Here is a 16,729-nt window from a genome sequence, read left to right as displayed (position 1 = left end):
ATGAAGTACGTGCCTCCGGCTGCTTGAAGGTCAGTGGTCATAGCCTAGCGGGCACAGCGGAAACCGGCGCGGGGTAGATCAATTTTTTACGCTGCGGTCCTAATGGCGGGGCGGCGCAGTGGACTCCCGCACCACCAGCTGGGTGGCAAGCTCCACCCGGTTGGAGTCCAGCTCTTCGCCCCGCGCCTGGCTCAGGACCGCCCGCAGCGCCGCCCTTCCCATTTCATGCAGCGGCTGCGAGACCGAGGTCAGGGAGGGTACGGCATCCTCTGCCAGCGTGGTTCCGTCGAAACCCACAAGGCTGAGGTCTTCCGGGATGCGGATGCCGTGGTGGCGGGCCTCCCGAAGGACTCCGACAGCAACGCTGTCGCTGCCGGCAAAGATCGCCGTCGGCTGTTTTGGCAGGGCAATCAGGCGCTGAAGACCCTCGATGCCGTGATGGGTGCGGAATTTTCCGTGAATGATGTATTCCGGATTCACCGTCGCGCCCCCGGCCGCCAGGGCGGACATGTAGCCATGCAGGCGCGCCTGGTTGCACTCGGCTGTCTCGTGCCCGCCCAAGTACGCAATGTCCCTGTGCCCGAGCTTGATCAGGTGCTCCGCGGCGGCCTTGCCGCCTGCCCAGTTCGTCGCTCCGACACTGACCACGTCCGGTGGCGGCGGGTTAAGCGGATCCACCACGGCCACCGGGATGTTCCGCCGCCTGAGGGCTGTCAGCTGGGCTTCACTGAAGTCAGAGGTCACCAGGATCAGCCCGATCCTGCCGTGCGCAACCATCCGCTCCGCCCGTTTTTCGGGACTGAGGCCAGGAATTGCCCCGCTGCTGGCGGTGCTCATAAGAACCTCCACTCCAACAGACGCCGCATACTCGAGGATTCCGTTGAGGACAGCGGTCGAGTAAGCAGGCGTGAAGGCATCAAAGGAGACCTCGACGATTGAAGGCTCAGGCGTGACAATGCGGCGCTGCAACGGTGACTGGTAACCGGCGTCGACCAGTGCCGCCAGCACTTTGGCCCGGGTTTCTTCCGCCACATCTTCGCGGCCGTTGACCACCTTGGAGACGGTAGGCGTCGAGACGCCCGTCAACCTCGCAATAGCTGCCAGCGTGGTCTTCTTCGGGGGTGTCGAGAGGGACACTGCCATTCCGCCTTTCGAAAATGTTTCGCCGCAAGAAGTCTCGCCCAGTCCGCCGAGAACGTCAACTGCTGCCTGAATTCAGCGCCAGTTCGGCCCCGATGAAAGCCTTGACCGTGACGCCGATCACTAGTACGTTTACACCGTATCGAACGCTTATCGAAAAGTTTCGAGAAGCACGCTTTCAAATTCGTTCCCGTCTCGCAGCGGAGACGGGGTTTCAAGCCTGGGAGCCAACGACGCCCCCGAAGGATGAACGGAAGACTGATGAAATTTCGCAAACTGCACGCCGCAGGGACAGCCCTCACTGCCGGCGCCCTCGCCCTTTCCCTGGCAGCCTGCGGCTCCAGCGGCCCGTCCAGCAGCTCCGCCAATGCGGATTCTGCTTCCATGTGGGGCCTGACAGGCGGGAACCAGGTGCCGCTCAAGAATTCTGTCGACGCGTGGAACAGCGCCCACAGTGACCAGAGCATCAAGGTCGAGTTCTTTGCGAATGACGCATACAAGACCAAGGTCCGCACGGCAGTTGGTGCCGGGCAGGGACCAACCTTCATCTACGGCTGGGGCGGCGGCGTGCTGAAGTCCTACGTCGATGCCGGACAGGTTGAGGATTTGACCGGATTCCTGGAGAAGAATCCGGAGGTGAAGGACCGGTACCTGCCGGCCGTGCTGAAGAACGGCGAGATCGACGGCAAGGCTTACGCCATCCCCAACAACAACGCCCAGCCGGTGATCCTCTATTACAACAAGGAAGTATTCGAAAAGGTGGGCGCACAGCCGCCCAAGACCTGGGACGAGCTGATGGCACTGGTGCCGAAGTTAAAGGCCGCGGGCATTGCCCCGTTTTCGCTGGCCGGCCAGTCCAAGTGGCCGAACCTCATGTGGCTTGAGTACCTGGTTGAGCGCATCGGCGGCCCCGAAGTGTTCGCAAACATCGCTGCGAACAAGCCCAACGCCTGGTCCGACCCGGCCGTTGCGGAGTCCCTGACCAAGATCCAGGAACTGGTTGACGCCGGAGGGTTCGTCAACGGCTTCTCCTCGATCGCCGCCGACAGCAGCGCCGACCAGGCCCTGCTATACACCGGCAAAGCTGCCATGATCCTCCAGGGCGGCTGGATCTACCAGGGCATGAAGAAGGACGCCGGGAACTTTGTAAGCAGCGGCAAGCTCGGCTTCACCTCGTTCCCGTCCGTATCCGGCGGCAAGGGCGACCCCGCCAACGTTGTGGGCAACCCGTCCAACTTCTGGTCAGTGTCCTCCAAGGCCACCGAATCCCAGAAGGAAGCCGCACTGAACTACATCAAGGACGGCATGTTCACTGAAAAGAACACCCAGGACCTGATCGACTCCGGCGCTGTGCCGGTGATCAAGGGCATCGAGTCCAAGCTCGAGGCATCCCCGGACAAGGACTTCCTGACCTTCGCCTATGGCCTGGCCAAGGACGCACCCACCTTCACTATGTCTTGGGACCAGGCCCTGAGCCCCGCCCAGGGTGACGCCATGCTCTCCAACCTGGACCAGATCTTCCTGAAGAAGATCACCCCCCAGCAGTTCGTGGACACCATGAACGCGACGGTGGCGAAGTAGCCGTGGCTTTGACTACAAGCTCCTCCCGGCGGACCCTGAGCAGGCGGCCCCTGCGCAAGGGTCCGTCCGGGTGGCTCGCCGTGCCGGCCCTCGTTTTCTTCCTGGCCTTCGCAGTAATCCCGCTGGCCGGGGTGCTCTTTCTCAGCTTCACGAGCTGGGACGGCCTGGGCGAAATCAGGCTCGATGGCCTTGGCAGCTGGACTTCCGTCCTTACCGATCCGGTGACCGGCAACGCAGTGGTGGTCACCGCAAAGATCATCGTCTTCTCGTTCATTGTCCAGGCACCCATCAGCCTGCTGCTGGGCGTGTTCACCTCCGGTGCACAGAAGTACCGTGCTGCCCTTGCGGTGCTGTACTTCGTGCCGCTGCTGCTCTCGTCAGCAGCCGTCGCCATCGCATTCAAGGCCCTCCTGGACCCCAACTTCGGAATGGGACCCGGGCTGGGCATTCCCGCCCTGGCACAGGACTGGCTCGGCAATTCGGATCTGGTCCTGTTCGTGGTGGTCTTCGTGATCGCCTGGCAGTTCGTCCCCTTCCACACCCTCATCTACCAAGGCGGCGTCCGCCAGATCCCCACCTCGCTGTATGAGGCGGCACAGATCGACGGGGCAGGCCGGATCAAGCAGTTCTTCCACGTCACGCTGCCCCAGCTGAAGTACACCATGATCACCTCATCCACACTCATGGTGGTGGGCTCCCTGGCCTACTTCGACCTGGTCTTCGTCCTGACAGCCGGTGGCCCCGGCTATTCCACCCGGCTGCTTCCACTGCACATGTATCTCACCGGATTCAAGGCCAACGACATGGGTGCGGCCAGCGCCCTGGGAGTCATCCTGGTGGTGATCGGCCTGGTCCTGGCCCTCCTCCTGCAGCGGCTCGGCGGACGCAGCCGCAGCGCAAGCCAACTTGAAGGAGCCTGACATGGCCTCAACCACCCAGCTCGCGGCTCCTCCCGCAGCCCCTGCCTCCCGGCGGCAGCCCGTGCCGCGCGGCACCAAGGGCGCGGGCAGCCGTCCCAATTTCCTCGGCTCGCTCGGCGGGTGGATCTGGCTTGCCGTGATCATCCTGCCCGTCTACTACGTCATCATCACCAGCCTGAAGGACCAGGCTGGATTCTTCTCCACCAACCCGATGATGCCGCCGACAGAGCCAACGCTGGACAACTACAAGCTGGTCCTGGAGAAGGACTTTGCCATGTATTTCGCCAACAGCCTGATTGTCACCATCGGCAGTGTGATTCCCGCCCTCCTGGTGTCCTTCATGGCGGCATACGCCATCGTGCGTGGCAGCGGCTGGTTCGTGAATTCCACTAACAAGCTCTTCCTGCTGGGCCTGGCTATCCCCCTGCACGCCACGATCATCCCCATCTACTGGATGATCACCCGCGCCCATATGTACGACACCCTCCTGGCGCTGATCCTGCCTTCCATCGCCTTTGCCATACCGATCTCTGTTCTGATCCTGTCCAACTTCATGCGGGACGTGCCGAATGAGCTGTTCGAGTCCATGCGGCTGGATGGATGCAGCGACTGGACCATGATGTGGCGGCTGGCACTGCCCCTCATGCGCCCCGCGGTGGTAACGGTCGGAATCTACAACGCCCTGCACGTGTGGAACGGCTTCCTGTTCCCGCTCATCCTGACGCAGAGCCCTTCCACCCGGGTGCTCCCGCTGTCCCTGTGGACGTTCCAGGACGAATTCACATCCAACATCCCCGCTGTGCTGGCCTCCGTGGTCTTGGCCACGCTGCCATTGCTGGTGCTCTACGTCATGGCCCGCCGCCAGCTGCTCAGCGGCCTGACCGCCGGTTTCAGCAAGTGAGCCTCTGCCCAGGGTTACTGCAATTGGGCCAGAGGAAGAAAGGAAAAAACCAATGAGTGACCGTAGGCCCCTGCGCGTCGGGATGGTGGGATACGCCTTCATGGGCGCCGCCCACTCACATGCCTGGCGGACAGCCCCCCGGTTCTTCGACCTGCCCCTGCAGCCGCAGCTCACCGCCGTCGCCGGCCGGAATGCCGACGGCGTGAGGGCGGCCGCCGACAAGCTCGGCTGGGAGTCGGTCGAGACGGACTGGCGGCGCCTGATCGAACGCGACGACATCGACCTGATCGATATCTGTACGCCTGGTAACACCCATACTGAGATCGCTATCGCCGCCCTGGAGGCCGGCAAGCATGTCCTGTGCGAGAAGCCGCTGGCCAACTCGGTCGAGGAGGCGGAGCGGATGACCGTTGTGGCCGAAGCGGCCGCCAAGCGCGGCGTGTTTGCGATGTGCGGCTTCAGCTACCGCCGGACTCCTGCCCTGGCCTTGGCCAAGCGGATGGTGGACGAGGGCCGGCTGGGGACCATCCGGCATGTGCGCGCGCAGTACCTGCAGGACTGGCTATCCGACGAGAACGCCCCCATGACCTGGCGGCTGGACCGAAGCAAGTCCGGGTCCGGGTCGCTGGGAGACATCGGCGCCCACAGCATCGACGCAGCCCAGTGGATCACCGGACAGAAAATCAGCGGCGTTTCCGCACTGCTGGAAACATTCGTCCGCGAGCGTCCCCTGGCCGGGGACCTGGTGGGGTTGGGCGGGCACGGCGACGTCGGCCGGGATGCCCCGCGCGGGGCCGTCACCGTTGATGATGCGGCCATTTTCAGCGCCCGTTTTGAAGCCAACAGGTCCGACGGCGGTGCGGCCGGCGCGGGCGCCGTCGGCGTTTTCGAGGCAACGCGCTACGCGCTGGGACGGAAGAACGCGATGCGTCTGGAACTGAACGGCACCAAGGCGTCCCTTGCCTTCGACTTCGAGGACATGAATGCCCTGTCCTTTTACGATGCCGCCGAATCCCCCGACGCCGGTTTCCGCCGGATTTTCGTCACCGAGCCGGAACACCCTTATGTGGGCAACTGGTGGCCCACCGGCCATGGCCTTGGATACGAGCACGGCTTCACCCACCAGGTGGTGGACTTGGTCACCGCGATAGCGCAGGGCACGCAGCCGGAGCCGTCCTTCGCGGACGCCCTGCAGGTCCAGCGCGTACTGGCCGCGGTGGAGGCGAGCGCCGCCAACTCCAGCCAATGGCAGAAAGTATGAGAAGCATGAGCGCAGAAGGAACCCCGATGACACGACCCATTACGCTCTTCACCGGCCAGTGGGCCGACCTGCCGTTCGAGGAGGTGGCCCGGCTCGCGGGCGAGTGGGGCTTTGATGGCCTGGAGATCGCCTGCTGGGGCGATCACCTCGATCCGCGCCGCGCCGCAGAGGACGATTCCTACCTCCAGGGCCGGCTGGACATCCTGGAGAAAAACAACCTGAAGGTCTTCGCCATCGCCAACCACCTCACCGGCCAGGCCGTGTGCGACGATCCCATCGACGAGCGCCACCAGGGCATCCTGCCCCCCGAAATCTGGGGCGACGGCGATCCCGAGGGCGTCCGTGCCCGGGCAGCAAGATCGATGATGGATACCGCCCGCGCGGCTGCCAGGCTGGGCGTCAAGACCGTGACCGGCTTTACCGGCTCGTCGATCTGGAAGGCCGTGGCCATGTTCCCGCCCGCTCCGGAGTCAATGATCGACGGCGGATACCGGGACTTCGCTGACCGGTGGAACCCGATCCTGGACGTTTTTGACGAGGTCGGGGTCCGCTTCGCCCTCGAAGTGCACCCCTCCGAAATCGCGTACGACTACTGGACCACCAAGCGGACCCTGGAAGCCATCGGCCACCGGCCGGCCTTCGGCCTGAACTTCGACCCGTCCCACTTCATCTGGCAGGACCTTGATCCGGTCATGTTCCTGCAGGACTTCGCTGAGCACATCCTGCACGTGCATGTGAAGGAATCGGTGCGCCAGCTGGACGGGCGCAACGGCAGGCTCGGCTCGCACCTGGCGTGGGCCGATCCGCGCCGCGGCTGGGACTTTGTCACCGCAGGGCACGGCGACGTGCAGTGGAACAGGATCTTCCGCACGCTGAACGCGATCGGCTACACCGGACCCACCAGCATCGAATGGGAAGACGCCGGGATGGACCGGCTGACCGGCGCCCCGCAGGCGCTCGAACTGGTCAAGGGCCTTGCGGCGATTGCCCCGCCGGCCGCGGCTTTCGATGCCGCCTTCGCCACCCGCTGAACCCCACTTCAACCAGCCATCGGCTGCAAGCAAAAGGAACTCCGTTATGACAGAACCTAAATCCGCCCTGGTGGTGCGGGGCGGCTGGGACGGCCACCAGCCCTTTGAAGCCACCGAACTTTTCATTCCGTACCTCAAGGACAACGGCTACGAAGTCAGGGTCGAGGAATCGCCAAAGGTCTATGCAGACGCCGGCTACATGGCAGGCGTCGATCTGATCATGCAGTGCATGACCATGACAACCATCGAAAAGGAGGAGTTCGCCGGACTGCGTGCCGCCGTCGAAAACGGCACCGGCCTGGCCGGCTGGCACGGCGGGATCGCCGACTCCTACCGGAACAACTCGGACTACCTGCACCTGATCGGCGGCCAGTTCGCCTGCCACCCGGGCAAGCACCCTGATGAGTGCACTGGTGAGCAGTCCGACAACTATGTCCCCTACACGGTCAATATGCTCCCCGAAGCCGCCAACCACCCGATCACCGAAGGCATCGGCGACTTCGACCTCGTCACGGAGCAGTACTGGGTCCTGGCCGACGACTACATCGACGTCCTCGCCACCACCACCCAGAAGGTCCGCGAGTGGGACCCGTGGCACCGCGAAGTCACCTCCCCGGCCATCTGGACGCGCCAGTGGGGCAAGGGCCGGATTTTCGTGGCCACCCCCGGCCACCGCGTCGACATCCTCCAGGACACGAACGTCCGCACCATCATTGAAAGGGGCCTGCTGTGGGCAAGCCGGTAGAAACTGCTGAACCGTTGAAAGTGGGCATCATTGGCTGCGGAGCCATCATTGCCCAATATCTGACGAACTTCCGCCGGCTGGACCAGATCGAACTGGTGGCTGTGGCGGACCTGGACCCCGTGCGCGCCCAGGCCGTGGCGGACGACTACGACGGCGTCCGTGCGGTTTCCGTCGACGAGCTTCTGGCGGCGGACGACGTCGATCTCGTCCTGAACCTGACCATTCCGGCCGCCCATGCGGACGTTGCACTGAAGGCTATTGCTGCCGGGAAGAGCGTCTACGGGGAAAAGCCGCTCGCGGCGACCACTGCCGAGGCGCAGCAGGTCCTGGCGGCGGCACGGGAGGCGGGGGTCGTCGTCGGCTGCGCCCCGGACACGGTGCTCGGCACCGGGATCCAGACGGCCCGCAAGGCGATCGACGACGGCCTGATCGGCGCGCCGATCAGCGCAACGGCCACCATGGTGACACCCGGCCACGAGCGCTGGCACCCGAATCCGGACTTTTACTACCAGCCCGGCGGCGGCCCCCTGCTGGACATGGGCCCGTACTACGTCAGCGCGCTGGTCACATTGCTCGGCCCGGTGGTTTCGGTGATCGGCGCCGCGAGCCATACCCGGAACGAGCGCACCATCGGCTCCGGGCCGCGCGTCGGCGAGACGGTGCCGGTGAATATTGATTCCCACGTCACCGGGGTTCTGGTGCACGCGTCCGGCGCCCTGTCGACGCTGTTCATGAGCTTCGACGCCGTGAAGTCCAAGTCGCCGAACATCGAAATCCACGGTGAACGCGGTTCGCTGGTGGTGCCGGATCCGAACCATTTCGACGGCGACGTCCAGCTCTTCGCGTTGGGCGCCGAGGACTGGCAGACCCTTCCCGTCTCGGCCGGCTACGTGGATTCCGGCCGGGGCTTCGGGATCGCCGACCTCGCCGCCACTCCCCCGGGTTCCGAGCCGCGCGCCGGGGGGCAGCTTGCTTACCACGCCCTCGAGGTAATGGAGTCCGTGCTCGCCTCGGCAAAGAGCGGCTCCGCGGTGCAGATCCAGAGCACGGCGGCCCGTCCGGCGGCCGTGGAACTGACGACCCTGGCAGCCCAGGTCGCGGAGGTCAGCTCGTAGGGCTGGCCCTGGTTACGCCCGATTCCCAGGCGGCGGCGGTGTTACCGCCGCCGCCGTGCTCGTTGCATGGTGGCTTACTCGTCGTGGGGCGGGCCCTGGCCACTTCGTTGACCGTTTTCGGGCAGGCAGGCGGCGGGCCGGTTCGTTCCCGGTAGCAGCGGTGCAGTTGAGCGGTAGGTGTGGCCGGTTGGGGTGGTGATTTCGATGGTGTGTCTCGGTCCTGGTCTGGGTTGTGCTTTCCAGCCGGGGAGTTCTTTGGTGTGGTTGCAGGCTTCGCAGAGTCCGGCGCCGTTTTCGAGGCTTGTTGGGCCGTCGTCGTGCCAGGGGATGATGTGGTCGTGGTGTCGGATGGGGGCGTCGCAGTAAGGGGTGCGGCAGGTGTCGTCCCTTACCTGGATGAAGCGGCGCAGCGGTGGCGGGAAGAGCCGCCGCTTCGAGTCCATGGCGACCAGGTCGCCGGTGTCAGGGGCTGTGTAGAGCCGGCGGAGCCAGATCTTCAGTTCCTGCACTGCGTCCTTCTGGCCGGCAGTGTGTGCATCGCCCGTGGTTGACCGGCCGCGCCTCTTGTCTCCCTTTTCCGGGTTGAGGAGTTCGCGTGCCCATGCTGCGGGGACGGTGCCGTAGCCGGTGAGGCGCGCGGGTTCGCTGTCGCCTTGGAGGAGGGTGCGGTCGGTCATGACGAGGTTGATGTCGATGCCGCTGATCCCGCCGGGGGTGCCGGTGACGGATTCGACGAGAGTGTCGGTCATGGCCTGGTTTTTGGAGCGCGGGTCCCCGGCGGAGCGGAGGGCATCGGCGTGGGCACTGAGCGCTTTGTAGGCGGCGACGCCCTCGTGGGCGGGCAACAGGGCTGTGAGGTAGGTCATGCAGTCCGGGGCCGGGCGCAGGCTCACGCCCCGCTCGGTGGCGGCGTGGCTGGCCCGCTGGGTGACCGAGCGCGGATCCCGTCGGATCGCAGCGGCTTTGACCGCGGCGATGACACCGCGGGTACCGACCCCGTCGAAGGTCCCGGTATCGGCGGCGAGTTCCTCGTCGACCGCGGCCCGGTCTTCGACGGTCAGGACGGCCGTTTCCTTCACCACATGCATGGCCTTTTCTTCGCTCAGCCGGCCGGTATCCAGAGCGGTGAGGGTGTGGGGCATTTCAATGACGAGGGCTTTGGCCATGCCGAGCAGCCGGCCGCCGCGGTGCGGGGACTCACCCCGGGCCAGGGCGATCTGCTCAGCCACACCAAGGCCCGTTTCCTTGTGCCGCTTCCTGCCCAGATCCTCAGCCGACAGGTTACCGGGACTGCTCTGCGCCGGGCTGCTCGCGGCATCGGGTTCGGCTTGTTCCTGGCGCTGTCTCGCTTCGAACTCGACGGCCAGCCTGGCCTGCTGCCCGGTGGCCCAGCGTTTGAATTTCTCCAGAACCGCGGTCTGGTCGATCAACCCGGGACCGTCGGCTGTCAGGTCGGGCTTCAAGAAATCCTGTGCCCCCGCCAGCCTGCCGTCGAGACTCAGCCTCTGTGCAGGAGCTATATGGGCGTCGAAGGCGTCCGCGAACACGTAGTCCCTAGAATGAAGCTCGAGAAACGGGTTATCAAGAAGCTCGGGAAACGGGTCCTCCGGGAAAACGCCGTCCGGATACTCCCCACCGGGGAAAGGGTCCTCCGGAACCACCTCGTCGAGGTAATCGTCATACACGAACCCGCCAGCCGCGAATTCATCATCGAAAACTGCGTATGGGAAAAGGGCGTCCGGAACCGGGGCAGCATCCGGGGCGTCGCCGTTCGGCGTCCCTGCCTTCACTGCTGAATTCCCGGGAACCTCCATGAACACAGTCTGCCGAGGGGCACTGACATTAAAGGCCCGTTTCGAGCCCAGACGGAGACGGATCTGAAAAACTTTTTTGGCTCCGTCCTGGGACGAATCCTATGGGCCGGATCAGGGCGCTCCCAGATGTGAAAACGCCCTGATCGGCTACCCAGTTGGTCGCGACGGGACGGCTCAACCAGCGGCTTGAGCCACCTTGCGCTGTTCCGCCCTGTACTGCTCCGCGATGGCGGGCCGGAAGTCCGGCTTGGGAGTGCTGTCCAGCGCTACCTCCCACTGCGGCCTCTCCCCGGAGAGCGCCCACGCGGCCTGGACGGCGGCTCCCCGGGCCACGTACTCGCCGGGGCTGGGAATCAGGACGGGCAGGTCGAACACCTGGGCCGCGATCCGCTGGACGGCAGGGTTCTGCACGGCGCCACCGATCAGGAGCAGCCGCTCGGCGGGATGACCGAGCGCACGGAGCGCGTCCAGTCCCCCTGCCAGCCCGCACAGCATCCCCTCGACGGCGGCCCGCGCGAAGTTGCTGCGCGTGGTCGACGCGATGCTGAGCCCCGAGAAGCTCGCCGTGGCACGTGGCAGGTTGGGCGTCCGCTCCCCCTCGAAGTAAGGAACCAGCACCACGCCGCCCGCCCCGGGTTCCGCCTCCAGCGCCAGCCGGGACAGCTCGTCGAAGTCCACTCCGAGCAGCCCGGCAATGGACGTCAGCACGCGCGCCGCGTTGAGGGTCACGGTAATGGGAAGGAACAGCCCGCTCGCGTCCGCGAAACCCGCCACGGTGCCGCTCGGGTCGCCGATCGGAGTGTCGGAGACGGCGAACACTGTGCCGCTGGTGCCCACCGATACGACGACGTCCCCAGGCCGGGCGCCCAGGCCCAATGCCGCTGCAGCATTGTCCCCCGCTCCGGCGCCCACTTGGACAGCCTGCCCCGGCAGGATGGACTCCCCCGCGATGGACGGGTGGACGGAACCGGGTGAAGCGCCGGGTTCCAGCACGCGCGGCAGGATCACCGCACCGCCGGCGTTACCGGCTCCGTCCGAAGCCTCAACAGCCTCCCGGCCAAAAGCCAGGCGGAACAGCTCCAGGTCGTATTCGCCGGTGGCGGGGTTCCAGTAGCCCGTGCCGCTGACATCGGAGCGGTCCGTGGTGAGCTGCTCCAGCTCAGGCCCGAGTGGGCTGGTGTCCGCGGGGCCGTAGCCCCGCAGCCGCCAGGTCAGCCAGTCATGCGGAAGCACGACGGCGGCCACCCGGCCGGCGATGTCCGGCTCGTTGTCGCGGACCCACCGGATTTTGGTGACAGTGAAAGAGGCCACCGGAACCAGGCCAGTCCGCTTGGCGTAATCCGAAGCGCCCACCTCTTCGGTGAGTGCTGCGGCGGCTTGTGCCGAGCGGGTGTCGTTCCAGAGCAGCGCGGGCCGCAGCACGTTGCCGTCCGCGTCCAGCAGCACCATGCCGTGCTGCTGGCCTCCCACGGAAACCGCACTGACCCCGGAGAGCCCGCCGGCGTCGTCGAACGCTGCGGACAGCGCCCGCCACCAGTGGTCCGGGTGGACTTCGGTACCTTCGGGATGGCCGGCACGGCCCTCCCGGACCAGGGCACCGGTAGCCGCATCGAGAACCACCACCTTGCAGCTTTGGGTCGAGGAGTCGACCCCGGCAACCAACGACACAGGAAAAGCCGTTGACATGGGAACAGCCGCCACGGGATCAGCGCGCGCCGAGCAGGTGTTCGATGAACAGCTGCTGGAGCTTTACAAAACCGAAGCCCTTGCCGCCAAAGTAGGCATCGGCGTCGAAATCCTCGTAGGAGGAGCGGTCCGCGAGAAGCTGCTCGTAGCCTTCGCCCGGGTTGAGGGTGGGAACGTTGATCTCGGAAACCCGCGACGCCTCCAGGGCAGCCTGCACCTCGGGGTCGGCGCGGAAGGCCTTGGCCCGCTCCTTGAGCAGCAGGTAGGTCTGCATGTTGGCTGCTGCAGAATCCCAGACACCATTGATGTCCTCGGTGCGGCTCGGCTTGTAGTCGAAGTGGCGGGGGCCATCGTAGGCAGGCCCGCCCTGGGGACCGCCGTTCTCCAGCAGGTCCACGAGGGAGAAGGCGTTCTGCAGATCACCGTGGCCGAAGACGAGGTCCTGGTCGAACTTGATGCTGCGCTGGCCGTTGAGGTCGATGTGAAAGAGCTTGCCCTGGTAGAGGGCCTGGGCGATGCCGTGGGTGAAGTTCAGCCCGGCCATCTGCTCGTGCCCGGTCTCCGGGTTGATACCGACCAACTCCGGCCGCTCCAGCGTCTCGATGAACGCCAGGGCGTGGCCCAGGGTGGGCAGCAGGATGTCGCCGCGCGGCTCGTTGGGCTTGGGTTCGATGGCGAAGCGGATGTTGTAGCCCTTGTCCGTCACGTAGTCGCCCAGCAGGTTCACGGCCTCGCGGTAGCGCTCGAGGGCGCCGCGGATGTCCTTGGCGGCATCGTACTCACTGCCTTCACGCCCGCCCCACATCACGAAGGTTTCCGCGCCGAGTTCTGCTGCCAGGTCGATGTTCTCCAGGACCTTGCGCAGGGCGAACCGGCGTACGCCGCGGTCATTGCTGGTGAAGCCGCCGTCCTTGAAGACCGGGTGGCTGAACAGGTTGGTGGTGATCATGGGCACCACCATGCCGGTGGCCTTCAGCGCGCCGGTCAGCCGGTCGATCTCCCGCTGCCGGTCAGCGGCGGAGCAGCCGAACGGGAAAAGGTCGTTGTCGTGGAAGGTGATGCCGTAAGCGCCCAGGTCACTGAGGCGGTTGATGGCCTCCACCGTGTCCAGCGGCGGACGGGTGGCGGACCCGAACTGGTCCTGCGCCTCCCAGCCGATGGTCCAAAGGCCGAAGGAAAACTTGTCTTCACGCGTGGGCTGAATCGCCATTGAGTGCTCCCGGTTGGTGTGGAGGGGAAATGTTCCACAAACAAACATATTCGAATCCGCGTGGCTGTCAAGGTTTTTTCTGGGACTTCATGGACGCTCGGGGGAGCAAAATACGCTATCTTCTGACACCCGATCGGTGTTATGTTCTCGGAAACACCAAAAAACGAAGGGCTGGCCATGGTTAGCGAAGCAGGAACCAAGCTGCACACCGAGCAGTACAACTGGGCCGGCAATCTCAGGTATGCCGCCGCCGAGCTCCGGGAGCCGGCAACCGTTGCCGATCTCCAGGACCTGGTTGCCGCTGCGCCAAAGCTCCGCGCCCTCGGTTCCCGGCACTCCTTTAACCGCATCGCAGACACCCCGGGCGTCCTGGTGTCACTGGAGCACCTCGCACCCGCCATCGACGTTGACCCGGCCTCCATGACCGTGACCGTGAGCGGCGGCACCAGGTACGGAACCCTGGCGGCGGAACTCCAGCGGCAGGGCTACGCCCTGCACAACCTCGCTTCCCTCCCCCACATCTCGGTGGCGGGCGCCGTCGCCACCGCAACCCACGGATCAGGTGACCGCAACGGGAACCTGGCCACCGCCGTCGCCGGGCTTGAAATTGTCACGGCCGACGGCGGGATACTCACCGCCCGCCGCGGCGACGCCGGCTTTGACGGCATGGTGGTGAACCTGGGCGCCCTGGGCGTGGTCAGCAGCCTGACGCTGGACATCGAACCCACGTTCGCCGTGTCCCAGACGGTGTTCGAGGACCTGGACTGGGACCGGGTGCTGGAAAATTTCGACGACGTGACCTCCTCGGCGTACAGCGTCAGCCTCTTCACCGACTGGAGCGGGGACAGGATTGCCCAGGCGTGGCTGAAGTCCCGGGCGGCGGCGGACCCGGAAGCGGAGCCGAAGCAGACGGAATTCTTTGGGGGCAGCCCGGCCACCGAACCCAGGCACCCGATCGCCGGCGTCCCCGGAACAACCTGCACGCAGCAGTTTGGCGTACCCGGCCCGTGGTCCGACCGGCTGGCCCACTTCCGGATGGAATTCACCCCCAGCAAGGGCGACGAACTCCAGAGTGAATACCTGGTCCCCCGTGAACATGCCGTAGACGCCATCCAGGCCATGCGCCGGCTGTCCCATCTGGTGACGCCGCTGCTGCTGGTTTCGGAAGTCCGCACCATGGCGGCGGACAGCCTCTGGCTGAGCCCGAACTATCACACCGACGGCATTGGCCTGCACCTCACCTGGCGGCAGGACCAGCCCGCCGTCGAGGCCGTACTTCCCGTGATCGAGGCTGAACTGGCGCCGTTCGGCGCCCGCCCCCACTGGGGCAAACTGTTCGACGGCGACGCCGCCAGCCTCACGCCCCTGTACCCGCGCTTTGCCGACTTTAAGGCCCTCGCAGAGCGGCTCGATCCTGAGGGGAAGTTCCGCAACAGCTTCCTGGACCGGGCAGTTTTCGGCAGCTGATAGTGTTCCGATGATGCCTTCCCCTCGCCAACGGGCTGCCCCGACCGCCGCGCCCAGCGAGCTCGACCCCTCCCGCCGGAACAACCTGGCCCTGATCACGTCCCTGGTCCACCATCACCGCGTCCTCAGCAGGGCGCAGCTGACGCGAAGGACCGGCCTGAACAGGTCCACCGTGGGAACGCTGATCGGCCAGCTGGCCACCCTCGGCCTGGTGTACGAGACGGCGCCAACGGGTGAGGCCCAGGTGGGCCGGCCGAGCCCCGAGGTGCGCCCCAGCCCGTCCATTGCGGCCCTGGCCGTCTACCCGGAGATCGACGCCGTCACCATCGGACTGGTCAACCTCGGCGGCATCGTCCAGAAAAAAATCCGGTTCGCCACCGAACGGATCCCCAGCGCCCGGGAAGCGGTCAACATCGCCGCAGCCGTGATCGAGGGGATGCGCACAGAGCTGGACCACTCGTACCGGATCACGGGCATCGGCATAGCGGTGCCCGGCCTCGTGAACGCCGACGACGGGACGGTCCGCCATGCGCCGCACCTTGGCTGGCGGGACGAGCCCGTGGCGCGGATGCTGGCCGAGGCCACCGGCTACGCGTGCCAGGCCGCGAACGACGCCTCGCTCGCCGCCGAAGCTGAACTGATCTTTGGAGCAGGCGCCGGACGGGACAACCTCGTGTACCTGAACGGCGGGCCCAGCGGCATCGGCGGCGGGATCATTTCCGGCGGCAGGCTCCTGAGCGGCACCTCCGGTTACGCCGGGGAACTGGGCCATACCTTCGTCCGCACCGACGGCGCCGAGTGCCACTGCGGCGCCACCGGCTGCCTGGAAACCGAGGTCTCCCAGGGGCGGCTCTTCGAACTGCTGGACCTTCCCGGCGGCGACACGTCCCAGCTGGAACAGGCACTCCATGCATCAAGCAGCCCCGCCGTGACAGAAGAGATAATCCGCCAGCTGGGCTACCTGGCCATCACGCTGCGGAATACCGTCAACACCTTCAATCCGGAGGTGATCATCCTGGACGGCTTCCTGGGCGTGCTCTACGAACTGGCACCGTCCACTCTGGATGACTTGCTGCGGTCGCAGGCCATGGACGGGCCGGCAGGCCAGGCCAAGGTCCATCCTGCGGCGCTCGGCTCCAACCTGATGATGATCGGTGCGGCGGAACTCGGGTTCGCCCGGTTCCTCGCTGACCCCGCCGGGCTGGCTTCCGCCGCGGGATAGAGGCGGCGGAATTTGGTCCGGCGACAGCGCGTGGGACTTTCGTTGATAAAGTCAATGATTGTTTTTCACCACTAGTGGAGCTGGCAGGGCTATGCAGGAGATTAAAGTCGGTGCGTCGCGGCTGGGGGCCGCCAGGATCGGCAACGACGTCGGGCTGCTGCTGGCCAAACTGCACACGGCGGGCTCTCCGCTGAACAACCGGGCCCTCGGGGATTTCGGGTTGCGGGAACGCTCCTTCTGGGTACTGACGCTCGCCTGCAGCGGCCAGGAGCCGACCCAGCGGGAATTGGCCATGTTCCTGGGCCTCGACCCCAGCCAGGTGGTCAGCCTCGTGGACGACCTGGAGCGCCGGGGACTCGTGGAACGCTCTACCGGCAAGCAGGACAGGCGTGCCAGGATCATCGTCTCAACCGCGGAGGGCCGCCGCATCCACGCCAAGGCCCGGGCGGCGCTGGAAGCCTGCGAGCATGAACAGCTCACAGCGCTTTCGGAGTACGAAGCCGGACAGTTGAAAATGCTGCTGCGCAAGGCCCTGTGGGGCGGAGCGGACTGAGTCCCGCCCCGGGGATTCAACACAAAGAGGCCAGGTCCCGTCCGCTTGAGCGAACAGGACCTGGCCTCTGTCGCAACCTTTGC

Annotated in this window: 14 protein-coding genes; 10 read left to right on the top strand and 4 right to left on the bottom strand. The window is 65.7% G+C overall.

Annotated features, from left to right (window positions below; all coding sequences use genetic code 11):
* Positions 1-99: 99 nt before the first annotated feature.
* Positions 100-1,143, bottom strand: coding sequence for a LacI family DNA-binding transcriptional regulator (locus ACFTR6_RS11910; protein WP_076799212.1), 1,044 nt, complete (start codon positions 1,141-1,143; stop codon positions 100-102).
* Positions 1,144-1,401: 258 nt separating this feature from the next.
* On the opposite strand from ACFTR6_RS11910, the gene ACFTR6_RS11905 reads away from it, so the two are divergent.
* The 7 genes from ACFTR6_RS11905 to ACFTR6_RS11875 are packed head-to-tail and all read left to right on the top strand — an operon-like array spanning position 1,402 to position 8,694.
* Complete coding sequence (locus ACFTR6_RS11905) at positions 1,402-2,721, top strand: extracellular solute-binding protein (protein ID WP_377958076.1); 1,320 nt, start codon at positions 1,402-1,404, stop codon at positions 2,719-2,721.
* A gap of 2 nt (positions 2,722-2,723) precedes the next feature.
* On the top strand, positions 2,724-3,641 hold the full coding sequence (locus ACFTR6_RS11900; protein ID WP_377958075.1) for a carbohydrate ABC transporter permease: 918 nt from the start codon (positions 2,724-2,726) through the stop codon (positions 3,639-3,641).
* A gap of 1 nt (position 3,642) precedes the next feature.
* Complete coding sequence (locus ACFTR6_RS11895; protein ID WP_076799214.1) at positions 3,643-4,542, top strand: carbohydrate ABC transporter permease; 900 nt, start codon at positions 3,643-3,645, stop codon at positions 4,540-4,542.
* Between the two features lie 52 nt (positions 4,543-4,594).
* Entirely contained in the window at positions 4,595-5,803 is a 1,209-nt protein-coding gene (locus ACFTR6_RS11890; RefSeq protein WP_377958074.1) for a Gfo/Idh/MocA family protein, read from the top strand.
* 26 nt (positions 5,804-5,829) lie between these two features.
* A complete protein-coding gene (locus ACFTR6_RS11885; protein ID WP_087872772.1) occupies positions 5,830-6,834 on the top strand; it encodes a sugar phosphate isomerase/epimerase in 1,005 nt (334 codons plus the stop codon).
* 46 nt (positions 6,835-6,880) lie between these two features.
* Entirely contained in the window at positions 6,881-7,579 is a 699-nt protein-coding gene (locus ACFTR6_RS11880) for a ThuA domain-containing protein (RefSeq protein ID WP_087872771.1), read from the top strand.
* Positions 7,564-8,694 (top strand): Gfo/Idh/MocA family protein, encoded by a 1,131-nt coding sequence (locus ACFTR6_RS11875; RefSeq protein ID WP_377958073.1) that lies wholly within the window; start codon positions 7,564-7,566, stop codon positions 8,692-8,694. Before ACFTR6_RS11880 ends, ACFTR6_RS11875 begins: the two co-directional genes overlap by 16 nt.
* A gap of 74 nt (positions 8,695-8,768) precedes the next feature.
* On the opposite strand, the gene ACFTR6_RS11870 is transcribed toward ACFTR6_RS11875, so the two are convergent.
* From ACFTR6_RS11870 to xylA, 3 genes are all read right to left on the bottom strand, one after another.
* Entirely contained in the window at positions 8,769-10,508 is a 1,740-nt protein-coding gene (locus ACFTR6_RS11870) for an HNH endonuclease (protein WP_377958072.1), read from the bottom strand.
* 174 nt (positions 10,509-10,682) lie between these two features.
* Positions 10,683-12,194, bottom strand: coding sequence for a xylulokinase (gene xylB, locus ACFTR6_RS11865; protein ID WP_253250273.1), 1,512 nt, complete (start codon positions 12,192-12,194; stop codon positions 10,683-10,685).
* Between the two features lie 19 nt (positions 12,195-12,213).
* Entirely contained in the window at positions 12,214-13,404 is a 1,191-nt protein-coding gene (gene xylA / locus ACFTR6_RS11860; RefSeq protein WP_076799220.1) for a xylose isomerase, read from the bottom strand.
* A 177-nt stretch (positions 13,405-13,581) separates the two neighbouring features.
* On the opposite strand from xylA, the gene ACFTR6_RS11855 reads away from it, so the two are divergent.
* From ACFTR6_RS11855 to ACFTR6_RS11845, 3 genes are all read left to right on the top strand, one after another.
* Complete coding sequence (locus ACFTR6_RS11855; RefSeq protein WP_377958071.1) at positions 13,582-14,871, top strand: FAD-binding protein; 1,290 nt, start codon at positions 13,582-13,584, stop codon at positions 14,869-14,871.
* A gap of 10 nt (positions 14,872-14,881) precedes the next feature.
* Positions 14,882-16,093 carry an ROK family protein gene (locus tag ACFTR6_RS11850; protein ID WP_377958070.1) on the top strand — a complete coding sequence of 404 codons (1,212 nt, stop codon included), beginning with the start codon at positions 14,882-14,884 and terminating at the stop codon, positions 16,091-16,093.
* Positions 16,094-16,184: 91 nt separating this feature from the next.
* The gene (locus tag ACFTR6_RS11845) at positions 16,185-16,646 is read left to right on the top strand and encodes a MarR family winged helix-turn-helix transcriptional regulator (protein ID WP_076799222.1); all 462 of its coding nucleotides are present in this window, start codon (positions 16,185-16,187) and stop codon (positions 16,644-16,646) included.
* Positions 16,647-16,729 lie beyond the last annotated feature (83 nt).

It is taken from the genome of Arthrobacter sp. NPDC057009 (assembly GCF_042673905.1).
In the GTDB taxonomy this organism is placed as follows: domain Bacteria; phylum Actinomycetota; class Actinomycetes; order Actinomycetales; family Micrococcaceae; genus Arthrobacter.
Note: the sequence above shows the minus strand (reverse complement) of the source record. Positions and strands in the feature narration are given on the sequence as shown.